20 protein-coding genes are annotated in these 21,285 nt (G+C 64.7%); 15 read left to right on the forward strand and 5 right to left on the reverse strand.

From position 1 onward, the window contains the following. Nucleotides 1-16 precede the first annotated feature (16 nt). Nucleotides 17-1,228: an MFS transporter gene (locus CKW06_RS14930; protein ID WP_005410130.1), complete on the forward strand. Its 1,212-nt coding sequence runs from the start codon at nucleotides 17-19 to the stop codon at nucleotides 1,226-1,228. 16 nt (nucleotides 1,229-1,244) lie between these two features. On the opposite strand, the gene CKW06_RS14935 is transcribed toward CKW06_RS14930, so the two are convergent. After that, complete coding sequence (locus CKW06_RS14935; RefSeq protein ID WP_024958241.1) at nucleotides 1,245-1,724, reverse strand: MerR family transcriptional regulator; 480 nt, start codon at nucleotides 1,722-1,724, stop codon at nucleotides 1,245-1,247. A gap of 89 nt (nucleotides 1,725-1,813) precedes the next feature. Here CKW06_RS14935 and CKW06_RS14940 point away from each other — a divergent pair, with 89 nt between their 5' ends. From CKW06_RS14940 to CKW06_RS14970, 7 genes are all read left to right on the forward strand, one after another. Continuing rightward, complete coding sequence (locus CKW06_RS14940) at nucleotides 1,814-3,052, forward strand: NADH:flavin oxidoreductase/NADH oxidase family protein (RefSeq protein ID WP_005410132.1); 1,239 nt, start codon at nucleotides 1,814-1,816, stop codon at nucleotides 3,050-3,052. Between the two features lie 94 nt (nucleotides 3,053-3,146). Continuing rightward, the gene (locus CKW06_RS14945; protein ID WP_005410133.1) at nucleotides 3,147-3,623 is read left to right on the forward strand and encodes a membrane protein; all 477 of its coding nucleotides are present in this window, start codon (nucleotides 3,147-3,149) and stop codon (nucleotides 3,621-3,623) included. Nucleotides 3,624-3,756: 133 nt separating this feature from the next. Next, nucleotides 3,757-4,401, forward strand: coding sequence for a hypothetical protein (locus tag CKW06_RS14950; RefSeq protein WP_012480650.1), 645 nt, complete (start codon nucleotides 3,757-3,759; stop codon nucleotides 4,399-4,401). An 86-nt stretch (nucleotides 4,402-4,487) separates the two neighbouring features. Next, nucleotides 4,488-4,757 carry a hypothetical protein gene (locus CKW06_RS14955; protein ID WP_005410135.1) on the forward strand — a complete coding sequence of 90 codons (270 nt, stop codon included), beginning with the start codon at nucleotides 4,488-4,490 and terminating at the stop codon, nucleotides 4,755-4,757. 125 nt (nucleotides 4,758-4,882) lie between these two features. Further along, nucleotides 4,883-5,128: a hypothetical protein gene (locus tag CKW06_RS14960; protein WP_024958240.1), complete on the forward strand. Its 246-nt coding sequence runs from the start codon at nucleotides 4,883-4,885 to the stop codon at nucleotides 5,126-5,128. A 97-nt stretch (nucleotides 5,129-5,225) separates the two neighbouring features. Beyond that, on the forward strand, nucleotides 5,226-5,474 hold the full coding sequence (locus tag CKW06_RS14965; RefSeq protein ID WP_005410137.1) for a hypothetical protein: 249 nt from the start codon (nucleotides 5,226-5,228) through the stop codon (nucleotides 5,472-5,474). 181 nt (nucleotides 5,475-5,655) lie between these two features. Next, nucleotides 5,656-7,359: a hybrid sensor histidine kinase/response regulator gene (locus CKW06_RS14970; protein ID WP_024958239.1), complete on the forward strand. Its 1,704-nt coding sequence runs from the start codon at nucleotides 5,656-5,658 to the stop codon at nucleotides 7,357-7,359. Between the two features lie 8 nt (nucleotides 7,360-7,367). Here the strand turns inward: CKW06_RS14970 and CKW06_RS14975 are convergent, their stop codons facing one another. Then, complete coding sequence (locus tag CKW06_RS14975; RefSeq protein ID WP_024958238.1) at nucleotides 7,368-8,891, reverse strand: FAD-dependent monooxygenase; 1,524 nt, start codon at nucleotides 8,889-8,891, stop codon at nucleotides 7,368-7,370. Between the two features lie 82 nt (nucleotides 8,892-8,973). Between CKW06_RS14975 and CKW06_RS14980 the strand changes: the two genes are divergently transcribed. The 3 genes from CKW06_RS14980 to CKW06_RS14990 all read left to right on the forward strand — a co-directional run bounded on the left by CKW06_RS14980 (nucleotide 8,974) and on the right by CKW06_RS14990 (nucleotide 12,205). Next, nucleotides 8,974-9,618, forward strand: a complete 645-nt coding sequence (locus CKW06_RS14980) for a TetR/AcrR family transcriptional regulator (protein WP_024958237.1) — start codon at nucleotides 8,974-8,976, stop codon at nucleotides 9,616-9,618. Between the two features lie 86 nt (nucleotides 9,619-9,704). After that, on the forward strand, nucleotides 9,705-11,846 hold the full coding sequence (locus CKW06_RS14985; RefSeq protein ID WP_038646177.1) for a TonB-dependent siderophore receptor: 2,142 nt from the start codon (nucleotides 9,705-9,707) through the stop codon (nucleotides 11,844-11,846). Nucleotides 11,847-12,007: 161 nt separating this feature from the next. Next, nucleotides 12,008-12,205 (forward strand): hypothetical protein, encoded by a 198-nt coding sequence (locus CKW06_RS14990; RefSeq protein ID WP_005410142.1) that lies wholly within the window; start codon nucleotides 12,008-12,010, stop codon nucleotides 12,203-12,205. Nucleotides 12,206-12,315: 110 nt separating this feature from the next. Here CKW06_RS14990 and CKW06_RS14995 read toward each other — a convergent pair whose 3' ends face one another. From CKW06_RS14995 to CKW06_RS15005, 3 genes are all read right to left on the reverse strand, one after another. Continuing rightward, complete coding sequence (locus CKW06_RS14995) at nucleotides 12,316-13,638, reverse strand: Smlt3024 family type IV secretion system effector (protein WP_024956407.1); 1,323 nt, start codon at nucleotides 13,636-13,638, stop codon at nucleotides 12,316-12,318. A gap of 31 nt (nucleotides 13,639-13,669) precedes the next feature. Beyond that, entirely contained in the window at nucleotides 13,670-14,533 is an 864-nt protein-coding gene (locus CKW06_RS15000; protein WP_032963213.1) for a Smlt3025 familytype IV secretion system inhibitor, read from the reverse strand. A 151-nt stretch (nucleotides 14,534-14,684) separates the two neighbouring features. Continuing rightward, a complete protein-coding gene (locus tag CKW06_RS15005) occupies nucleotides 14,685-15,032 on the reverse strand; it encodes a winged helix-turn-helix transcriptional regulator (protein WP_005410145.1) in 348 nt (115 codons plus the stop codon). Between the two features lie 101 nt (nucleotides 15,033-15,133). On the opposite strand from CKW06_RS15005, the gene acuI reads away from it, so the two are divergent. The 4 genes from acuI (at nucleotide 15,134) to CKW06_RS15025 (ending at nucleotide 21,095) form a co-directional block, all read left to right on the forward strand. After that, nucleotides 15,134-16,123 (forward strand): acrylyl-CoA reductase (NADPH), encoded by a 990-nt coding sequence (acuI, locus tag CKW06_RS15010; RefSeq protein ID WP_024956405.1) that lies wholly within the window; start codon nucleotides 15,134-15,136, stop codon nucleotides 16,121-16,123. Nucleotides 16,124-16,269: 146 nt separating this feature from the next. After that, nucleotides 16,270-16,590 carry a hypothetical protein gene (locus CKW06_RS15015; RefSeq protein WP_005410147.1) on the forward strand — a complete coding sequence of 107 codons (321 nt, stop codon included), beginning with the start codon at nucleotides 16,270-16,272 and terminating at the stop codon, nucleotides 16,588-16,590. Between the two features lie 107 nt (nucleotides 16,591-16,697). Then, nucleotides 16,698-19,445 carry a UvrD-helicase domain-containing protein gene (locus CKW06_RS15020; protein ID WP_024956404.1) on the forward strand — a complete coding sequence of 916 codons (2,748 nt, stop codon included), beginning with the start codon at nucleotides 16,698-16,700 and terminating at the stop codon, nucleotides 19,443-19,445. A 417-nt stretch (nucleotides 19,446-19,862) separates the two neighbouring features. Further along, a complete protein-coding gene (locus tag CKW06_RS15025) occupies nucleotides 19,863-21,095 on the forward strand; it encodes a tyrosine-type recombinase/integrase (protein ID WP_024956403.1) in 1,233 nt (410 codons plus the stop codon). Nucleotides 21,096-21,285 lie beyond the last annotated feature (190 nt).

Raw genomic sequence — 21,285 nt, forward strand, 5'->3', positions numbered from 1 at the left:
CCCCATCGCGCCCCGCATGAGCCCCAACTCTTCCCTGGCTGCGCGGCTGACGCCCCGTCAGCGCACCCTGATCATCCTTGCCCTGTCGCTGGGCGGCTTCGCCATCGGCACCAGTGAATTCGCCAGCATGGGCCTGATGCTGGAGATCAGCCGCGGCCTGTCGATTTCCGAAACCCAGGTCGGCCACCTGATCAGCGCCTACGCCATCGGCGTGGTCGTCGGCGCCCCGATCCTCGCCTTCGTCGGCGCCAGCTTCCCTCGCCGCAAGCTGCTGCTGGCACTGATGGGCTTCTATGCCGTCGGCAACCTGGCCAGCGCACTGGCGCCGAACTACGGCACGATGCTCATTGCGCGTTTCGTCGCCGGCCTGCCGCATGGCGCCTACTTCGGCGTGGCGATGCTGGTGGCCGCCGCGATCAGCCCTGCCGGCCAGCGCGGCCAGGCGATGTCGCGCGTGTTGCTGGGCCTGTCGATCGCGATCCTGGTCGGCAATCCGCTGACCACCTGGCTGGGCCAGCAGCTGAGCTGGCGCACCGCCTTTGCCCTGGTCAGCGTGCTGGCCATCGCCACCGTGGCGATGATCGCGCGCTTCCTGTTGCCGGACCCGGACGAGGTCCGTACCTCGCCGATGCGCGAACTGCGCGCCTTCAACACCACCCAGGTGTGGCTGGCGCTGGCGATCGGCGCCGTTGGCTTCGCTGGTATGTTCTGCGTGTTCACCTACCTGGCACCGACCCTGGTGCAGGTCACCGGCGTGGCCGAATCGTGGATGCCGCTGGCGGTGGGCGTGTTCGGCATCGGCGCGATCATCGGCAACATCGCCGGTGGCTGGCTGGTGGACAAGTTCCACTTCAAGGCCGCCGCGGTGGTGCTGCTGTGGTCGATCGTGATGCTGCTGCTGTATCCGCTGGCCGCGCAGTCGGTGTGGACGATCGGTCCGATGATCATCACCGTCGGCACCATGGGCGCGCTGGCGGCGGTGCTGCAGACGCGCCTGATGGACGTGGCCGGCGAAGCACAGACCCTGGCCGCCGCCTCCAACCATGCCGCCTTCAATACCGCCAATGCGCTGGGGCCGTGGCTGGGCGGCATGGCGATCAGTGCCGGCTTCAGCCCGGCCAGCACCGGCTATGTCGGTGCCGCCACCGCCATCGGCGGCCTGCTGCTGTGGTGCGTGGCGGTGATGCTGGACAGGAAGCGCAAGACAGCCGGCGTGGGCAGCCACTGACCTTCGCGCCGGATTGTCAGCTGCTGCCCGCGCGGCGGCGGCGATCCGGCCGCAGCAACGCCGTATCGCCGGCCGCAAGTGTCGGGCGCGCCAGCTCACCGCGCTTGACGCGCTCCAGCACCCGCCGCGAGTTGGCCGCGCAGTCGATGCCCTCCGGCCGCGCCTGGATGTCCTCGATCAGGGCCAGCAGGTGCGCCCGGCTCTCTGCCAGCCGCAACTGCAGCGCCTCGATGTCGGCCACCTTCTGCTGCAGCATTGAGATCAATGCGTCGTGCTGCCAGTGGCCCATGTCCGGTGGCAGCAAGGCGCGTATCTCCTCCAGGCTGAAGCCGGCGCGCTGCGCACCGGTAATCAGCTCCAGCAGCAGCACCGCCTGCTCCGGGTAGTCGCGGTAGCCGTTGGCCTGCCGCTGGACGACCAGCAACCCTGCCTCCTCATAGAAGCGGATGCGTGACGCCGCCAGGCCCGTGCGGCGGGCCAGCTCACCGATCTTCATCTGCCTGAATTCTCGACATCGGAACCCATTGACCTTCAATAAAACTTGAAGGTTAGCGTAGCGCCATTCCCCTGTCCTGGAGCTGTCCCATGTCGCTGTTCTCGCCCCTGGCGCTGCCTTCCGGCGCCCTCATCCGCAACCGCATCGCCAAGGCGGCGATGGAGGAGAACATGGCCGACGCCGACCACGCCCCCTCCGAAGCGCTGCTGCAGTTGTACCAGCGCTGGGCCGACGGCGGCGCCGGACTGATCATCACCGGCAACGTGATGGTCGATGGCCGCGCCATGACCGGCCCCGGCGGCGTGGTGCTGGAGGACGATCGCCACCTGGAGCGTTTCATCGCCTGGGCCGACGCCGCGCGCTCGCGCGGGGTGCAGATGTGGATGCAGATCAACCACCCCGGGCGGCAGATGCCGGCCGCGCTCGGCCAGCCGGCATTGGCGCCTTCGGCGGTCCCCTTGGACATGGGCGCACTGTCCAAACAGTTCGCGCCGCCGCGGGCGATGACCGAGGCGGATATTGAAGACGTGATCGCTCGCTTCATCCGCAGTGCCGAGCTGGCCGAGCGCGCCGGTTTCAGCGGCGTGGAGATCCATGCCGCGCACGGCTACCTGCTCAGCCAGTTCCTGTCGCCGCTGTCGAACCGCCGCGATGACCGCTGGGGTGGCAGCCTGCAGAACCGTGCGCGCCTGCTGCTGGAGATCGTGCAGGGTGTGCGCGCGACGGTGGCGCCCACGTTCGTGGTGGCGGTGAAGCTCAACTCCGCCGATTTCCAGCGCGGCGGCTTCTCGCCCGAGGACGCGCGCGACGTGGTCGAGATGCTGGCGCCCCTCGGCGTGGATCTGGTCGAACTGTCCGGCGGCAGCTATGAAGCACCGGCCATGACCGGCGCCGCACGCGACGAACGCAGCGTGGCCCGCGAAGCGTACTTCCTCGAATTCGCGCGCGAGATCGCCACGGTGGCAACGATGCCGCTGATGGTCACCGGCGGCATCCGCCGCCGCGAAGTGGCAGAGCAGGTGCTGGCCAGCGGCGTGGCCATGGTCGGCATCGCCACCGCGCTGGCGATCGAGCCGGATCTGCCGCAGCACTGGCAGCAGGGCCGCGATCCGGTGCCGACACTGCGCGACATCAACTGGCGCAGCAAGCCGCTGGCGGCCAGCGCGCACATGGCCGCAGTGAAGTATCAGCTGGGCCGGTTGAGCCGGCGCCGCCCCACCGCACCCACGGTCTCACCGGTATGGGCACTGCTGCTGGCACAGGCGGCCGCAAAGTGTCGGACCCGCCGCTACCGGCGCTGGATCGGCGCCCGCGCCATCGCACACTGAGCCGCGCGGTCTTCTCATCGCCGCAGCGATGCTCCACCATCTGCAGGATCGGCGGCAGTTCCGCCGCCGGTCGCAGCATGGAGATGGAGCCCACGTGGCAGCAGGATCGACCAGGAACCGCGAGAAGCTGCTCGATGACCTGCTCTCGCTGGGCCGTAACTGGGCGCTGGCGATCGCCATCGCAGGTGCCGGGGCAGCAGTTCACTACAGCGAGTCGGTGTACGAAGCAGGACTCTGGCGAGGCCTGCTGCCCACGCTCTGCTTCCTGGTCGCGATCATCTGGATCGTGCTCAGCATCATCCGCTTCGACCTGACCCTCCAGCAGCACTTCGAGCGCAAGCGCACGCGCTGGCTCAGCCGCCTGCTCTATGTCGTGCTGCTGGGTACCGGCATCACCGCCGTGTTCTTCGTGACAGAACTGGCGTCCAACAACCACATCGCAAGGATGTGCGACGCCGTGGCCAACGAACCGGCCAGCCGGATCCACCGGTCCGCCGAGTGCCAGCGCCTGTACCAGCATCGGGCGGCGTACCGGCAGCGGTTGGAATCGGCCGAGGGCGAGTTCGACTGAGCAGATGCGTGGGCGAAGGCGCACGAGGACTCACACAGGGGTCCAGCAAGGGTGGATTCGAAATAGTTGTATGGACTTCATTGCAACGCGACGCCACGCTTTCTTGCCGGAAAGCCGTGATCGAACGCAGTCCATGAAGTCACCCACCGCCCGCTCCCGTCTCCCCGCCCGGCCGCGGAAAATCGGCAGCGAAGTACGCATCTTCAGGCGCTATCACCAGTACGCCATCGTTGCCGCCGGAGCCGGACCACTGGCAATACTCCTGTTTGCCGTCGCACCCGAACTTGGGCCGCTTCCGGCACTGGGCGCGGCAGCGATTTTCACGCTGTCGCCGCTGATTCTCGGCTTCGTTGTCTATTCCCCACAACGGGACCGGGTGGTACTGGAACAGGATCGTCTGGTATTCCAGCACCGTCCTCCTCTCCCGTTCAAGCAGATCCGGTCCTACAACCTGGACGATCATGTCGATCTGATCCTGATCGATGGACCGAGCGTGCTGCTGCAGCGCACGCGGGCATCGATGCATGATTTCCCAACCTTCCGGGACGCACTGGCAGAGGCGCTCGCAGATCGGCCCGCCAACGCTGCCGCGGCTCCGCAACGTCGCCACTTCTTCGGTGCCTGGCCCGCACGCGTTTGGGGTGCGGGCCTGTTGCTGGCGACGGCGGCACTGGTGATCACGGGCGTACTGCATGGCTGGCCGTTGTACAAAGCACCGATCCTTGGGATCGTGCCCGTGGTGGGCATTGGGCTATTGCTGTCGCGCCGCCGTCACTGATCGCGCCGTCGGCGAAGTACACATGGCGTGGATGTATGTTCGGGCACAGTACGCGCGCCGCTCACGCTTGGAACCATCCAGCCACCATGCTCCACGCGCCTGCCCCCGCACATCACGATGCCATCGCCCTGCAGGCGGGCGTGCTCGGCAGCGTGTTGGGCGTGGCTCTGTACAAGGCCATCGCGTTGTCGGCGCTGGCGACCGGATCCTTGATCGTGATCGGGCTGTGGCTGCTGGCCTGCGCGCTGCTGGCTGCCTGGGCACTGGCCGCCTGCCTGGCCTGCCTTGCGCTGAGCCGGCGCGTATTCGTGCTGATGCTGGCGCTGAGCATGATCCTGATGATCTGCGTCGCCTGACAGCAGCAGGCGCCGGACTATCGCGCATCTGTTACAGAATAACAAGTGCGGTTGGACGGATTGCTCGTGCCCGGGGTCACGGATTTGAATTCCATGGCCAGCCCGGCACCACCCGAGACCTCCCCATGATCCTGCAGCCCCTGCTTCGCGCCTCCCTCACCGCCTTTGCCCTGGCCACGCTCAGCGCCTGTGCCACGTATGACGACAGCAACATGCACCAGGCCTGCCAGGAGTCGCCGCATCTGAAGGACCTGCCGCCCGAAGTGGCTGCCCGCGAGAGCCGCTGCAACAAGAGCATGGAAGTGTGGTCGAGCGAGCGCAAGGGCAGTGACAGGCCGATCGACCTGAGCGGCAAGAAGAAGGATCTCTGAGCCGCCGGGCATCTTGATCGTTCCAATGCATGCGGATGACCAGCCCGTCACGATCGGGGGGGCAGGATAAGGCCTCCCCATCACGACGACTTTCCCGATGCCGGCCACTGGTCACCCTGTCATCCATGCCTTTGAAGCTGTGTTCGACCTGTCTGGCGGGGTGGAGCGCATTACGGCGCTCACTGTCATCTGCCGGCATTGCTCTGAAACCCGCTCGGCCAGCGAAGACAATCTGGTCCAGCTGCCGGGCGGCGCCTTGTTCCGCTGCGACGGATGCGGCAGTCATCAGGCGGTGAGCCATGCGCGGGTTGCCGATTGGCAGGTGAATTCGCTTCTGGGTGTCTGAGGCTGCAATACGACGGTGCCACGACGCAGGCCGTTGGCGCAGGGATGATGGTGCAGTCAGAGGCCGCCCCGTGAGCCACCTCGTCCGCCCGAAGGGCCGATGACGGCCGGGGCAAAGGAACTGTGCAGGGCGCAATGACATCACCTCGGCTAAGCTGCGGCACCTTTCTTCGCGCACGGCCATGCATCCCTTCCCCCTTCCTGTCTCGGCACCCGATCAACTCGCCTACCGACTGCTGCAGGACAGCGACTGGGCCCGTTCCGCCGACGCGACCAACGCTCCTCCCGAACTTCGCGCTCTGCTGGCGATGATCCTGGATTCTCCGGAGCCGCTGTGGATCGCATGGGGCCGCGACAACAAGGCGTTCTTCTTCAACGATGCCTACCTGCCGATGCTGGGCGGCAAGCTGCACGGCGCCATGGGCAGCCGATTGGAAGACGTCTGGGCGGACGTCTGGGTCGACGTCGTCGATGCTGTCAACGACGCCTTCGGCGGTACAAGCCGCAGTTTCAAGAACATGCCGTTGATGATGGACCGTGATGGCACGTTGCGCGAGACATTCTGGACGTTCTCCTACTCGCCGCTGCGTGCCGGTTGCGGAGGCGTGGCCGGCATCATCTGCATGGTCAGCGAGCAGACCGAACGGGTGATCGAACGCGACCGGCACACCCGCCAGGTGGCGGCCATCACCGAGCAGGCACGCGAGGCCCATCTTGAACTGGTACGCGCCCGCGAACAGCTGCGGCAGTCGCAGAAGCTGGAGGCCATCGGCCAGCTGACCGGCGGCGTTGCCCACGACTTCAACAATCTGCTGCAGGTCATCACCGGTTCCGTGGACATGCTGCTGCATACCTGGCCGGCCGAAGATGCGCGCCTGCGCTATGTACAGGCGATCGAAACCGCCGCTGACCGCGCCACTCGCCTGACCGCCCAGCTTCTGGCGTTCTCGCGCAGGCAGAGCCTGTCGCCGCAGGTATTCGACCTCTGCGAGAGCGTACGCGCGCTTTCAGACATCATCACCACAGTGCTGGGTGCACGCATCTCCGTGTCGGTGAACCTGCCCGACGCCCCGTTGCCGGTGCTGCTGGACCGGACCCAGCTCGACACCGCACTGATCAACATCGCGGTGAACGCGCGCGACGCCATCGACGGCCACGGCAAGGTGACGATCGATGTGGAACAGCTGACATCGGTGCCTTCCGTGCGGTTCGCGGCGCCGATGAAAGGCAACTTCGCTGCGATCAGCGTCAGCGACACCGGTGCCGGTATCGATCCGTCCGTGGTGGACCGGATCTTCGAGCCATTCTTCACCACCAAGGGAGTGGGCGCGGGCACCGGGCTTGGCCTCAGCCAGGTGTTCGGCTTCGTCAAGCAGTCCGAGGGCGAAGTGGACGTACAGAGCCAGGCCGGTGTCGGTACGCGCTTCACGCTGTATCTGCCGCTGGCGCAGGCTAACGCCTCCATCGAGCTGCCGACCGCGCAACCGGGATTGCTGCATGGTCACGGATTGTGCGTGCTGGTGGTGGAAGACAATGTGGATGTGGCCGAATTTGCAGTCGGTGCGCTGCGCGAGCTTGAGTACAACGTCGTACTCGCGCGCAATGCCGACGAAGCACTGGCGGAGCTCGAGCGCGACGCTGCGCGTTTCCACGTGGTGTTCAGCGACGTGGTCATGCCCGGGACCAATGGGCTGGATCTGGCCCGCACCATCCGCAGCCGCCTGCCCGATCTTCCGATCATTCTCACCAGTGGCTACAGCGAACTGCTGGCCCGCGATCCAGGCCACGGTTTCACGCTGCTGCGCAAGCCCTACTCACTGAAGCAGCTGGCCTTGGTGATGACCGAGGCCAGCTGTCGCTCGCAGACGATGGTGACTGCGCATTAGCGGGCAGATCACCGGATCGGACCGGTCCAGGAAGCAAGCGCTGAATCGAGGCCGGACATATCCCCCCGTGTGCCACAGGCCCAGGCAACGATGCCATCCGGGCGCACCAGCACCGCCCCCAGGCCCGACGCCACATCCCCGGTATCTGCGGCGCAGGCGATGGAAGGCTGCCAGCGTTGGCCATGCTGCGGTGGCGAAGACGCCGGGTCGAAAACAAGCAGCGCCCCCTGCCCCGCTCTCAGCAGTTCGCCCAGGCGGCGGCCATCGACCAACCGGAAGTCCGGCGCGCTCCTGCCGACCAGCGGGTGGTCTCCGTCAAGATCCAGCTGCTGCGAAACACCCCAGATCCGCTCGGCCAGATACGTGGCCCCATCGCGGGTGCCGGCCAGGTCGGCCATGATCGCTGCCAGCGCGCGCGAACCGGCCCCGGGTCGCATCAGCGCAACCTGCGCGCGCGACCAGTCCAGCACCTTGGCGCCCACCGGATGGCGCTCAGCCTGATAGCTGTCCAGCAGCGCCTCATCGGCCTTGCCCCGCGCCACGGCGGCCAGCTTCCAACCGAGGTTCATCGCATCGCCGATGCCGAGGTTCAGTCCCTGGCCGCCCAACGGCGAATGCATGTGCGCGGCATCACCTGCCAACAGCACACGTCCGCTGCGATAGGCCGTCGCCTGGCGCGCAGCATCGGTCCATGTCGTGGCCAGGTGCAATGCGGTGATCGTTGCCTCGCGGCCAGACACCCGCCGCAGCAACGCTTGCGCGGTGTGCCGGTCCAGTGGCGTGCGATGGCCGGCGCCACCATCGAAATCGGCCAGCGCCAGCATGCCTGGCGGGTTGAAATTGCACATCCCGTGATCGGTGAACTGTCGGCCTGGTGTGAGTACACACCCATCTGCCAGTTCGACCAGCAGCGTGTAACCGGTGAACTCTGGCCCGGTTCCAGCGAAGAGGAAGCCCGATTGCTTGCGTACCGTGCTGCGGGCCCCATCACAACCGACCAGCCAGCGGCCGTGGACCCTGCCGGAGCCGGTGTGCACGGCAACCTGCGCCTCGTGCGCATCCACCGTCTGTACCACACGCCCGCGTTCGATGCGCACGCCCAGCGCAGTCGCACGTTCGGCAAACACCGTTTCCAGGGCCTGCAATTCCACCGCCATCTGGGTGCCCACCGGCGTCGGCAGGCGCCAGGTCCAGCGCGTGTGGTCGACGTCGTCCAACGCAAACGGTATTCCGGCGAAGTGGCCGCCCAACGCCCGCGGTTGCGCCAGCCAATGAGCGGTGCCGGGCGGCGGCGCGCCCTTGTCGGGCTTGAGCACCTGCGTCGCGGCGACCGCGTCCAACAGGCCGCGCCGATCAAGTGCCTCCAGCGTGGGGGCGTTGAGGCCGCGCAGCCCGGATGGCAGGCGCTTCAACGGCGAACCGGCGGACCCGGCCTGCTCCAGCACCAGCACCGAACACCCGGCCAGGGCCAGTTCGCAGGACAGGAACAGGCCAACCGGGCCAGCACCGGCAATGACGACGTCGTACAGCATCGAGATTCCTTGTGAGCGCCGGGTCGGCGCTCTGGCGGATCAAATGTTACACTCGGTGTACGTTTTCACAAGTGAACCGCCCATGACCCCGCCTCCTGGCCGCCGCGAACAACGCAAGGCCGTGACTCGACAAACGATTTCGGACGTCGCCACCGAGCTGATCATCCGGCGCGGCTTCGAGGCCGTCTCCATGTCCGAGATCGCCGAAGCCGCGGGCGTCTCACGCAAGACGGTCTTCAACTACTTCGCCAGCAAGGAAGACCTGGTGTTCGACCGGGATGAGGAGGCGCGCACGCTGCTGCGCGAGGGCATGATGGCGCGCAGCGGCCTGACCCCGCTCGCGGCCTTCCAGTCGCTCGTTCGTGAGCTGCTGGAGGCTGGCCATCCGCTGCTGCGCATCAATGCCGGCGCTGTCGCCTTCTGGGGCACCGTGGCGGAGAGCCCGGTACTGGTCGCGCACGCGCGACGGCTGCAGGCGCAGTTGACTGACGATCTGGCGCGATTGATGGCCCACGCTGTCGGCCGGCCCGAACATGACGCCGAAGCGCGACTGGGCGCGGCCATGCTGCTGGCGTCGATGGTGGCGGCCTATGAGAAAGGACTGGCAAGCCAGCTGGAGGGCGAGGACCCGCGTGAGGCCATGCGGCAGCTGATCGTGCGCGGTGCCACCGGGGTACTGGTGGCCTTGGCGGGCACCCCGTATACGGACCCCGGCGCGCGTCCATAGCGCATCCGGGGAATAGGCGCCGAAGTATCGCAAATGCTAATCTTTCTCATTTGCAGACACGTGCCCCTCCCCAATGCCCCTCCCCAATGCCCCTGCCCATGCCCCTGCAACGCACCCTGTGCCTGACACTGACCCTGCACGTGGCGACCCTTGCGCATGCAGCTGAGCCCTCCGCTGCCGCACCCAGGGATCTGGACAAGGTCGAAGTCCGCGGACGCGCACAGACACTGTATCGGGTAGACGATGCCGCGGTCGGTACCCGCACGGATACGCCGCTGGAACTGGTCCCACAGTCGATCCAGGTCATCCCGCGTGAACTGATCGACGACCAGGCCGCGCGCCAGGTGACCGATCTCTATCGCAGCATCAGCGGCATCAGCTATTTCAGCTATGCCGGGGTGACCCTGCGCGGCTTCCGCCAGGAGAACGTGCTGTATGACGGTCTGCGCGGTGACCCGTATGCAGGATTTTCGGTGCCGCAGCTGTTCAACATCGAGCGCGTGGAAGTGCTGAAGGGGCCGGCAGGTGCACTGTATGGCGGGGGTGATGCGGGCGGTGTCATCAACTACGTGAACCGCAAGCCGAAAGCCAGCGCCGAACGCCGCATCGAGGTCCAGCTGGGCGACAAGGACTTCCGTGCCGGATCGATCGAGGGTACCGGGCCATTGAATGCCGCCGGCAGCGTGCGCTATCGCGCCGGGCTCTATGCCGACAGTGAACAGGGCGTGCGCTGGAATACCGACAGCGAGAGCGTGATCGGCGATGCCTCGCTGGCCTTCGACGTCGGCCAGACCGGCGAACTGGTGCTGCAGTTCACCGACATTACCCAGAACCTTGGCGGCAACCGCCTGCGCGGCGTGCCGGTCAACGATGCAGGCACGTTCCTGACCGACCGCCGCTGGAACCACAACGAGGCCAGCGACTTCCTCGACATGCGCGCCAAGGTGGCGCTGGCGCAGTATCGTTTCGCGCCGAGCGACACTCTGGACCTGGACTTCGCCGCCCGCTGGTTCAGCAACAACGAACACCAGATGTACCACGAGCCGATGGGCCTGATCGATCGTGACCGCGATGGCGTGGCCGAGTGGATGACCCGCCAGCTGCGCAACCAGATCCGCGACAACGAAGCATTCACTGCCAACGGCAATGCCGTCTGGCGGGTGGCCACCGGCACGGTTGAGCACAAGGTGCTGTTCGGCGCCGATGTGTACCAGCTGGATGCGGATTTCACCGCACAGACCGCGAACAGCGCTGACCTTGCGCGTGGCGCCGGGCCGGTGCGCGGCATCGACCTGTTCAATCCCATGTACGGCGCCAGTACCTGGCACGACTACAACCTGGCGGCCCTGCCCTGGCGCAGCACGTCCACCCGCAGCAAGCGCCATGGCGGCTATCTGCAGGACGAACTGGCACTGGGCCCACGCTGGCATGTGCTGGCCGGGCTGCGCTGGGATGGCTTCAAGGATGAGGATCGCATCACTGGCAACAGTGTGGATGGCAACGATCTCAGCTGGCGGCTGGGCAGCACGTTCACCGTGCGCGAGGGCCTGAACGTCTACGCCAACGTCGCCAGTGGTTTCGTGCCGCAGAGTGCCGCCAACCAGAACCCGGCCGCTGGCGGACCGTTCGATGCCGAGCGCAGCAAGCAGTGGGAAGTAGGCATGAAGTCGCTGCTGGCCGACCGTGTGGCCTTGAACATGGCGGTCTACCGGATCGACCGCAGCAACATCGTGCAGGCCACCGGCGAGGTGATCGGTGGCGTGAACCAGTTGGCCGCGCTGGGCCTGGTACGCAGCACCGGCATGGAGCTTGACCTGCTGGCCGACCTCAGCGAGCGCTGGGTGCTGAATCTGACGTACGCCTACAACGATGCGCGGGTGAAGGACGCCGGACCGAATGGCATCACCAACGCCTCAGGCGACCGATTCGCCAATGCGCCGCGCAACAAGCTGGGGTTGTGGACGCGCTATGACCTGCCGGCGATCAACTCCGCCATCGGTTTTGGCGCCGATCACGTCGGCGAGCGCGTCAGCCTGGATGGGCAGACAGTCAAGGCCTACACCGTGTTCGACATGAGCTGGAAGACCACGTGGAGGCAGTGGCAGTTCCAGGCCAACGTCAAGAACCTGTTCGACAAGGTGTACGCGGCCAGTGGCTTCATTGAACGCAACGGGCATTTCCCCGGCGAGCCACGGCGGGTGTATGTGCAGGCGGCCTACAGCTTCTGACCGGAAGCACTTTTAGCGCTGATCCAATGCCGGCAAGCAGATCGTTGCCTGGCACTGGCCCACGCGTGTCCGAAACCGTCGGCACTTCCAGTCACTTGTGCACGATCTCCTCCGCCTGTAGCGTTGCCGTTGCCCAAGGAGGGCTATCAACGGAGTGAAGCATGAAGATTGGATTCAAGCTGTCTGTTGCTATCGCGGCTGCTGCACTGACCCTGGGAATCGGCAGTGCCTCCGCGCAGTCCCGCTGTACCCCTTGCTACACCGCGTATGACGCGTGCCTGGCGGCGGGTAATGGCGAGAAGGTCTGTTACCCGGCGTTTGCTCGTTGCCTGCGGAACAGCGGCTGCACCATCCCGTAAGCCACGCACTGCCGTGATGCGTGCCGGCCCCCATTTCGGGGGCTGGCATTGGCTGGCAGGCGCTGCGCCTTACTACTGAAAAGGTTCCATACGCGACTGGCGGTGTGATTTCATCCCATCCGCATCGCATGGTTCTCGCGCGCCTGCACATCAATTTCCTGCTGGCGTTGCCCGGCAGTCTGCTGGCGCTCCAGGTCGACCGCTTTCATCTGCTGCAACGACTGCGTAACCGGCGTCTGTACTGCTATATCCGTGGGCATTGAAACGCGCAGGTGGGCGGGGTCGGTCATCTCGCCCTGCACCACGAACACGTTCCGCCCTGCGGGAGCGTCGCCCGTCTGGGCGCTCAGCAGCACGTGATCGGCGCGTTCAAGCTGGTTGCGGCGGGCCAAGGCCATCACGCTCGCCACAAGACGCTCGCTGTTCTCATCGTGGGTACGCCCCGCGCTGGCATCGATCGCGGCCACGCCTTCGCGCACCTGCTGCAGCAATGTGTACTCACGGTGGCCAGGACCAATGTCGGCCAGACGGGTCGGCGCCTGTGAGGGATCCGGCACGTCGTCCACGGCTGCGGTAAGCGGGCTGCGGGTAATGGTCCGATACGGGTCGTCCGGGTGGAACTGGGTTCGCTTCTCCAGGCGCTCCAGACGAACCTCGCGCGCGTCGTTGAGTTCGGCGATACGTGAGGGATCGGTGATCTCGCGCAGCGACATGTGACCGCCGCCCGCACTGATGCTGGCCCATTTCCTGTCCGCCTCGAAGTACATCGCGTAGTAGCTGTTGCCACCGATGACGTTCGGATCGACCGCCGAGCGCCCTTCCAGGGCCTGGGTGGCTTCCAGCACGCTCAACCGGGTGAGGTACTGGCCGCCTTTCGTCCATCCCATCTGGCTGATGGCATCGACGCTGGTGTTGCCTACACGCGGGCCTCCGGCGTAGTCATTGTTGAGCATGTTGGTCCAGATCTGTTCCAGCTTCGCGGGGCCGCTCTTCTGCTCAGCCGCCTGCAGCAACACGCGCGGCGTCCAGCAGTTGGGATCGAGTTCATGCCGTTCAAATGCCCGATCGTGAGCCAGCATTACATCCTTGCCGGGAAGATTCAGTGCCAGGTCTGGGCGGCGCTCGTTCATCCACTGCTGCCGCAACTCAAGATCTCTTTCGAGCAGGGTCTGCCCAAAGGACTCCCATTGCCGCTCCGTCAACTGTGCATTTGGAAACCGGGATCCCTCGTCCTGCTGAGTCTTCGCGTAGCTTTGTGCATACACGTTCGCGACGCGTCCCGGCAGGCTGTCATTGCGTACAACACCCAGTGCCAGTGTCCCGTATCCATCGGCTCCCGGCAGTTGCGACAGGTAGTTCCAGTAAAGCTCGCGGTTACCGTCTCTGGCGTAGCTGCCAAGGACGCTCAGATCTCGCTCGGTCAATCCACTCATACCCTACCCCTTCTCTTCCTTGAATCACCGATCACTTGGACCGGGTGCGCGCGATGACGTCCCTGACGGCCTCTTCCATGCGCTTCCAGTCCTTCAGAAACGCTCTCTTGTAGTCCAGGCTGACGGACAGCTTGTTGTCGATGTCCACGAAGTAATGAACGCAGCCCGCTGCCACTTCCCCGGGCTCACTGATCACCTCGCGCCCCTCCAGCCGCACGCCGTCGCGTCGGAATTCCTCGCCGTCACATTTGATGAACGAGCTGATCCGACCATCGCCCTGGCGTGCGATGTACCAGTCTCTCTCGTAGGCGGGATTGCGCACAGGCGGCTTCCCGTACCGCGCCTCATACTTCTTCGCGTACACCACCATCTTCGCTTCATCGATTGCATAGGGCGTCAGGCCCAAGGTCTGCGGCTTTGCAACGCGTTGATCGAGACGGTCCCTGGGATCCTCCCTTTCCACAGAGCCCTCCTCCGTGATGGCTTCATTTGACGACAGCCTTGAAAGCAGTGTTTCGACGGGAACGCGATCGACGTAGTTGATCCGAATGGGAATCTCCTTCCGGAAATCATTCGTACGCGGATTCGCCCGCGCACCCGGCGGTGTCGGCTTCATGTCCGGCCACTCGATGACCAGCGTCACGCCCTCGCCCGGCCACGGTGCGATCTGGCTGTCCCGGTAGTTGGCTGGAATGCGGAAGGTATTCGGCCCGAGCTTCACGTCCACGGGCGCATCGGTATAGGTGTGGCCGTTGATCGTGCGGCCGGTCTGGGTTGCGCCGGACATGGCGGGATTCCTTTCGTGTTCGTTGGACGGTGGCCGCGCACAGGCGCCGGCACTCACTGCAACGGCAAGTGCAAGCGTCAGACACCGGCTGGGGGACATCACGTGCATGGGCATTCCATTGCAGGGTTCCAGCGTCACTATAGGCAACCGGGCGTCCACGGAACAGGAACCGCATCGCAGCCCTTCATGGAACCAGGCGGCGCTCCACATACGCTGCCGGCAGTACTGCGGATACTGCTTCGGCACTCCACTCCAGGTCTCAGCCGTTGCTGTCCGTGCCTTTATGGCCGCGATAGGTTTCACCCCACTCGCGCATGGCAAGCAGCACCGGCACCAGCGTGCGGCCGAATTCGGAAAGCTCGTACTCCACCTTCGGCGGCACTTCCGGGTACACGTGGCGGATCACCACGCCGTCAGCCTCCAGTTCCCGCAGCTGGCTGGTCAGCATGGACTGGGTGGCGTTGGGCACACGCCGCGTCAGCTCCATGAAGCGTCGCTTGCCTGTCATCAGGTGAAACAGAATGATCGGCTTCCACACGCCGCCCATCACCGACAGCGTGACTTCCACCGCGCAACCGCTCTTGCCGTCCCAACGCCTGCTACGCATGCATACTCCGGAAAACCATAGTACCTACGGAAAATCATCGTTCTTGTTGCGATAACGGTGCGAGCCTAGCATGACCCCATTCCTTGAATGTGAGGCCCAGCATGACGTTCAAAGCACTGCTCACCCGCAAGACGAACAACCAGGTTTCGACCGAGCTGGTCGATTTTGATGAAGCCGATCTGATGGACGGCGACGTTCTGGTGGACGTCGAGTACTCCACGCTGAACTACAAGGATGCGCTCGCCCTGACCGGCAAGAGTCCGGTCATCCGGACGTTCCCGCTCATTCCCGGCATCGATCTGGCAGGTGTGGTGCTGGAATCCAGTAGAGCCGACTTCCAGCCAGGCGACCGCGTTGTGCTCAATGGCTGGGACCTGAGCATGGGACATCACGGCGGGCTGGCCCAGCGCGCGCGCGTGCGGGGCGAATGGCTCAACCGGATTCCGGGCAACTTCAGCACCCGCGACGCCATGGCCATCGGTACCGCAGGCTATACCGCCATGCTGTGCGTACTGGCCCTCGAACATGCGGGGCTGACGCCCGAAAAGGGCGATGTGCTGGTGACCGGCGCCAACGGTGGCGTCGGTTCGATCGCGGTGGCGATCCTCTCAAAGCTGGGCTATCGCGTGGTGGCTGCCACTGGGCGACCTGAACACGCCGAGTATCTGCACAGCCTGGGTGCCGCCGAGATCATCGACCGCGCGCGGCTTTCAGAACCGCGCGAGCGGCCGGTGAGCGCCGAACGCTGGGCCGGGGTGGTGGATGTGGCCGGTGGCCCTACCCTCGTCAACGCCATTGCCGAGACGAAATACCGAGGCGCCGTGGCCGCCTGCGGGCTGGCGCAGAGTGATGAGCTGCATGGCTCGGTGCTGCCCTTCATTCTCCGCAACGTGACGCTTGCCGGTGTGGATTCGGTGAATGCGCCGCAGGACATCCGACAGCGCGCGTGGGACCGGCTTGCCACCGACCTGGATCCGCAGAAGCTCGAAAGTACCGTGCAGTTGATCGGGCTTGCCGAGGTGCTGGACGTCTACGACCAGATCATCCCGGGCAAGGTGCGTGGGCGGATTGTGGTGAATGTGAATGCGTGAGGAGATAGTCTGGATCAACTGCATCTGATGCAGCTTCCATGCTGCGGCGAATGGTGAACATGCAGTGAAACGACGCGGGCGGTGGTGTCCCCAAGCCACTGCCGCTCGCATACGCTCGGGTTCCCATCGCTGCCTGGACACCCGACATGCCAATGACCGCGTTCGCACTTGCCGCTGCGCTTTCGGGCCTGCCCGACATCACCTGGGAGCGCGAGCGCGCCGAGGATGCGCACCAGCTCATGCTGTGCCAGATCCATCGCGATGCGCTGAAGCAGAACGAGGGCAAGGACGATGCCTATCCGCGTGCCAAAGCGGTCTGCGACCTGCTGGCACGCGAGTACAAGGACAAGTGGGATTTCGATGCGCAGGATGCCCTGGCCGCTTCGGCGGTGGATCTGGACGAGCTGATCCGACGCGGTGATGTGGTGGAAGTACCGCCGACGAAGCAGGATCGCGCCTACGAGTGATGCCTTGCCCGCGAGCGAGGACGCACGCATCTTCAAGGGCCCTTATCATGTGGGCCTGGGGGCGCTGTACGCCCCACTGAGGCTTGCGGGGCAGTATCTGGATGTCTATGGAATGGCGCCCTTCGGGCTGGGGCCGACGCGTGACCCGTTCGCCCCATTGGTCGCTGCGGCTTGATGGCGAGTACGTTGAACTCAGTGTCTCCGGCCAGCAGTACCGGCTGCGCGTGGATGATGATCAGCAGGTGCAGGTCCATCGAGGGGTCTGCTGGTCACGGGTCGAACTGCAGACCGGCGATGCTGCCGGGCTGTGCGTGGACGGGCTCCCCAACGGACCAGCGTCCCGGCTTGCGGGGGCCCTGCAGCACCTGCTCTTTGCGCGAACCACGCGCGGACGCAAGGCCCTGTTCGACACGATTCTGGAGCAGATCCAGTCCTGGTTGAGCGACGCGGATGCCCTCATTGATCGTGGCAGTGCCGGCCGCCGCTGGATCACCCATGAGCAGCAGCAGGCGCTGCTGGCTAAGCGCTCAGACCTGCCCCTGCAGCCGCCTGAGCTGGAGCAGCTGTTCCGCGATGAAGACGTGCATGAAGATCTGCATGCGGACAGCCATCGCGCAGCGCTGGACGCCCTGCGCGACTGGAACCTGGATTGGCCCGCTGCCTGGGCCGAAGCCAATGAGGCCATGACCCTGCGCGAGCTGGTGTTGGCCAAGGGCTTCCTGGGCCAGGTCGAGAGCAAGCCGCTGACAGAGGAACAGGCCCGCGCCGTCATCTGCTTCGACAATCGGGTGCAGGTCGTGGCCGCGGCCGGCTCCGGCAAGACCTCCACGATGGTCGCCAAGGCCGCTTATGCCATTGACCGCGGCTTTGTCGAGCCCGAACGCATCGTGATGCTCGCCTTCAACAAGGATGCTGCCAAGGAACTGGAGGAGCGTGCGCAGCGAACCTTCGATCGACTCGGCATGGGCAACACCGTGGTTGAGGCCCGGACCTTCCACGCCCTGGGCCTGGCCATCATCGCCAAGGCCACCGGCCGCAAGCCCGACATCCCCGAATGGGCCATTGACGCCACGCTGGGCTTCAACAAGCTGGCCGAACTGGTGGACGACCTGAAGGATCGCTCGATCCACTTCCGCACCCAGTGGGACATGTTCCGCCTGGTGTTCGGGCGCGACCTGCCGGCATTCGGCGCGGAAATGGAGGCCGATGGCTACGACCGCGATGGCACGCCCTACATCCGCACCCTGCAGGGTGAGCGGGTGAAGAGCCTGGAAGAATGCGTGATCGCCGACTGGCTGTTCTACAACGGCGTGACGTACGACTACGAGCGACGCTACGAGTTCGATACTGCGACGGACACCCATCGCCATTATCGCCCGGACTTCTACTACCCGGACGCCCGGATGTATCACGAGCACTTTACGCTGGATGCCGATGGCCAACCGCCGCCGCACTTCGCCCATTACGCCGATGGCATGCACTGGAAGCGCCAGCAGCATGCGGCACGCGGCACCGCCCTTGTCGAAACCACTTCGTTTGGTCTGCGCAGTGGACATGCCCTGCAGGATCTTGCGGAGAGGCTTGGCGAGTCCGGTGTCGAACTCGACCCCAACCCCGACCGCGAGCTGCCCGAGCAAGGCGCAAAGCCCATGCCGGACGCGGACCTGATCGGGCTGATGCGCACCTTCATTGCCCATGCCAAGAGCAACTGCCTGACGCTGGACGATATGGCGGAGCGCCTGCGACAGATGCCCGAAGACCAGTTCAAGGAACGGCATCGGCGCTTCCTGGAAATCGCCAGCCCTGTTTTCCAGGCCTGGGACAACGCACTGGCTGACGAGCACGGCATCGATTTCGAAGACATGCTCAACATGGCGGCCGGACTGCTGGAACAGGGCCGCTATGAATCGCCCTACGAACTGGTGATGGCCGACGAATTCCAGGATGCCTCGCGCGCCCGCGCCCGGCTCTGCCGTGCCTTGGTCAGCCGCCCCGGCCGCTATCTGTTTGCGGTGGGCGATGACTGGCAATCGATCAATCGCTTCGCCGGTGCCGACGTTTCGGTGATGACCGGATTCCGCGAGTGGATGGGTCATGGCCAAGTGCTGAAACTGGAGCAGACATTCCGCTGCCCCCAGGCGCTCTGCCATGCGTCCAGCCGTTTCGTCAGCCGGAATCCAGCGCAGATTGCCAAGGCGGTTCGTTCTGCCGCACCGGCAATGGGGCCAGTGCTGCAAGCGTTCCAGATGAATCGTCGCGAGGAGCTGCAGGATGGCGTTCGCCAGTACCTCGCCAGGCTGCATCAGCAGCTGTTGTCAGGCGCGATGCCGCAGGGCCGCAGTGGGCGCGTGACTGTATTCATCCTGGGGCGGTATCGCGCCGATCGCAGCGCGGTACCACCGGATTGGAAGACTGCCTTCGGCAGCACGATGGACGTGGAGTTCCTCACGGTCCATCGGTCGAAGGGATGCGAGGCGGACTACGTGATTCTGCCGGGCATGATCAACCGCAGCTTCCCGAGCCTGCGCTCGGATGACCCGGTGCTTTCCCTGGCAATGCCGGAGGGTGATACCTACCCGCTGAGCGAAGAGCGGCGGTTGTTCTATGTCGCGCTGACGCGTGCGCGACGCTCGGTGGCCATGTTCACCCTACAGGGGAAGCGTTCGCCGTTCCTGGACGAGCTGGTGAAGGACGGCGCGGTGGAAGTGACCGCGATTTCAGGCGCGGCCATCCACGAAGAACGCTGCCCGGTGTGCAAGGTCGGCGTGTTCGTGGACCGCAATGGGCCGCATGGGGCGTTCCGGTCGTGCTCCAGTTACCCGTTGTGCCATAACAAGCCGAAGGGTGGGCGTTAGGAATGGGCCCGTGGAATCTCTTGCAACCCGCTGTGCGGGCGTTCAAGTGGACCTTGTCCGAAATGCAAAACGCCCCTTCCGGGGCGTTCGCGTTATGGCGGAGAGAGTGGGATTCGAACCCACGGAAGGTTTAACCCTTCGCCGGTTTTCAAGTTTCCCGCACCCAGACTCTGCGCAACTGTGCGCCTCTTTAGTAAGCCATACGCACCTTTACAGGTCAATGAGTTGCGTTCGCTTTTTGTTTTGTGGAACTTGTCGTAACTTTACCTGTGGCGCTTACGAACTGCTTATGAGCGCCTGAAAAGATGCGGCCGGCGACTGCGCCAACAGTCCCGACCGCGTGGTCAACTCCCTTAAGTACGAAGGAAGCCAACGTGACGATAGTAACCACAACCGCACCAGTCAGCGAGGCGCTATATGCCTAAGCTGACGAAGAACTACATCGACAAGATCACCGCGCCCGCTGACAAAGAGGCGTTCCACTGGGACGACTCGCTCAAGGGGTTCGGCCTTCGGGTCACTCCTACCGGCAAGATCACCTACATCGTGCAGGGGCGCGTCAATGGCAGTTCGCCCCGCATCAGTATCGGCCCGCATGGGGTCTTCACCGTCGATCAAGCCCGTGATGTTGCGCGCGAGCACCTGCGCAGCATGCGCATGGGCATCGACCCGCGCGCCGTCGCCAAGAAGGAAGCAGCCCAGCGCGTGACCCTCCGCGACGTGGCCGACGCCTACAAGCGCGACCGCCCCTTGAAGGACAGCAGCAAGGCCGAGATTGAACGCCATGTGACCACAACCTTTGAGGCATGGCTCAAGAAGCCGCTCAGGGACATCAACCGCGAGATGGTCACGAAGCGGTTCAACGACATCAAAAACAACGGCACGCGCGGCGATGGGCCAGCCCCAGCGCAGGCGAACCAGTCAATGGCGGTGCTTCGCGCCTTGTTCAACTACGCCATCCGTGAATACCGCGAGCCGGACGGGTCGCCAGTTCTGACGGATAACCCCGTCGATGTGCTCTATAAGAAGTGGGTGCCGCTCAAGCCCCGCACCAGCCGCGTGCCGGATAGCAAGGTCGGCGCGGTGTGGTCATTCCTTACCCATGCCCGCGACCAAGCCTACAACCGCGACACGCTGGCAAGCATCGACCTCGTGATGCTGCTCATACTCACCGGCCTGCGGATTGGCGAGTGCAGCGAACTGACATGGGACAGGGTCAACCTTGAGGAAGGCTGGATTCACATACCCGACCCGAAGAACAGCAACCCCGTATGGCTGCCGCTATCCACGCAGGCGGTGCAGTTGCTGACCACGCGCCAGCGGGTCAAAGGTAGCCCGTTCGTGTTCTCGTCCTGGGGCAAGGCTGGACACATCAAAGACCCGCGCGACACCATGAAGAAGGTTAGCGAGGCGGCAGGTACGAAGATCACGCCGCACGACCTGCGCCGCACCTTTACGACCATCGGCATCGCCAATTGCGGCATCGACTTGCACAAGGTCGAATTGCTGACGAACCATGTGCCCAAGGGTGTAACCGCACGCCACTACCTTGAGACTTCGCACCTGCAATATCTCAAGCCTGAAACGCAACGCATATCCGACTGGATTGAGCAGCAGGCAGCGGCCTTAAACGACTGTTCAGAAAGCTAAACAGTTAAAAATATCAAACACTTAGCGTAAAGCTGCGTTATAGTTGCGCCAACTTAGCCAGCCCCGTGCAACGCGGGGCGGCTCGGTGCCGGAGACGGGGCACCTAAATATCTGTCTCCGTTAGCCGGTGGAGCAAGAGTAACCAGCCTCCCAGGACCCGGACACCCCATCCCGTCGGGCAGGTGACAAC

Source organism: Stenotrophomonas maltophilia (assembly GCF_900186865.1).
In the GTDB taxonomy this organism is placed as follows: Bacteria; Pseudomonadota; Gammaproteobacteria; order Xanthomonadales; family Xanthomonadaceae; genus Stenotrophomonas; species Stenotrophomonas maltophilia.

Bases quoted from the DNA above. Each gene is read 5' to 3' on its own strand.
- CKW06_RS14930 (WP_005410130.1), top strand. From the start codon at position 17: ATGAGCCCCAACTCTTCCCTGGCTGCGCGGCTGACGCCCCGTCAGCGC.
- CKW06_RS14935 (WP_024958241.1), bottom strand. From the start codon at position 1,724: ATGAAGATCGGTGAGCTGGCCCGCCGCACGGGCCTGGCGGCGTCACGC.
- CKW06_RS14940 (WP_005410132.1), top strand. From the start codon at position 1,814: ATGTCGCTGTTCTCGCCCCTGGCGCTGCCTTCCGGCGCCCTCATCCGC.
- CKW06_RS14950 (WP_012480650.1), top strand. From the start codon at position 3,757: ATGAAGTCACCCACCGCCCGCTCCCGTCTCCCCGCCCGGCCGCGGAAA.
- CKW06_RS14955 (WP_005410135.1), top strand. From the start codon at position 4,488: ATGCTCCACGCGCCTGCCCCCGCACATCACGATGCCATCGCCCTGCAG.
- CKW06_RS14960 (WP_024958240.1), top strand. From the start codon at position 4,883: ATGATCCTGCAGCCCCTGCTTCGCGCCTCCCTCACCGCCTTTGCCCTG.
- CKW06_RS14965 (WP_005410137.1), top strand. From the start codon at position 5,226: ATGCCGGCCACTGGTCACCCTGTCATCCATGCCTTTGAAGCTGTGTTC.
- CKW06_RS14970 (WP_024958239.1), top strand. From the start codon at position 5,656: ATGCATCCCTTCCCCCTTCCTGTCTCGGCACCCGATCAACTCGCCTAC.
- CKW06_RS14975 (WP_024958238.1), bottom strand. From the start codon at position 8,891: ATGCTGTACGACGTCGTCATTGCCGGTGCTGGCCCGGTTGGCCTGTTC.
- CKW06_RS14980 (WP_024958237.1), top strand. From the start codon at position 8,974: ATGACCCCGCCTCCTGGCCGCCGCGAACAACGCAAGGCCGTGACTCGA.
- CKW06_RS14985 (WP_038646177.1), top strand. From the start codon at position 9,705: ATGCCCCTGCCCATGCCCCTGCAACGCACCCTGTGCCTGACACTGACC.
- CKW06_RS14990 (WP_005410142.1), top strand. From the start codon at position 12,008: ATGAAGATTGGATTCAAGCTGTCTGTTGCTATCGCGGCTGCTGCACTG.
- CKW06_RS14995 (WP_024956407.1), bottom strand. From the start codon at position 13,638: ATGAGTGGATTGACCGAGCGAGATCTGAGCGTCCTTGGCAGCTACGCC.
- CKW06_RS15000 (WP_032963213.1), bottom strand. From the start codon at position 14,533: ATGCACGTGATGTCCCCCAGCCGGTGTCTGACGCTTGCACTTGCCGTT.
- CKW06_RS15005 (WP_005410145.1), bottom strand. From the start codon at position 15,032: ATGCGTAGCAGGCGTTGGGACGGCAAGAGCGGTTGCGCGGTGGAAGTC.
- acuI (WP_024956405.1), top strand. From the start codon at position 15,134: ATGACGTTCAAAGCACTGCTCACCCGCAAGACGAACAACCAGGTTTCG.
- CKW06_RS15015 (WP_005410147.1), top strand. From the start codon at position 16,270: ATGCCAATGACCGCGTTCGCACTTGCCGCTGCGCTTTCGGGCCTGCCC.
- CKW06_RS15020 (WP_024956404.1), top strand. From the start codon at position 16,698: ATGGAATGGCGCCCTTCGGGCTGGGGCCGACGCGTGACCCGTTCGCCC.
- CKW06_RS15025 (WP_024956403.1), top strand. From the start codon at position 19,863: ATGCCTAAGCTGACGAAGAACTACATCGACAAGATCACCGCGCCCGCT.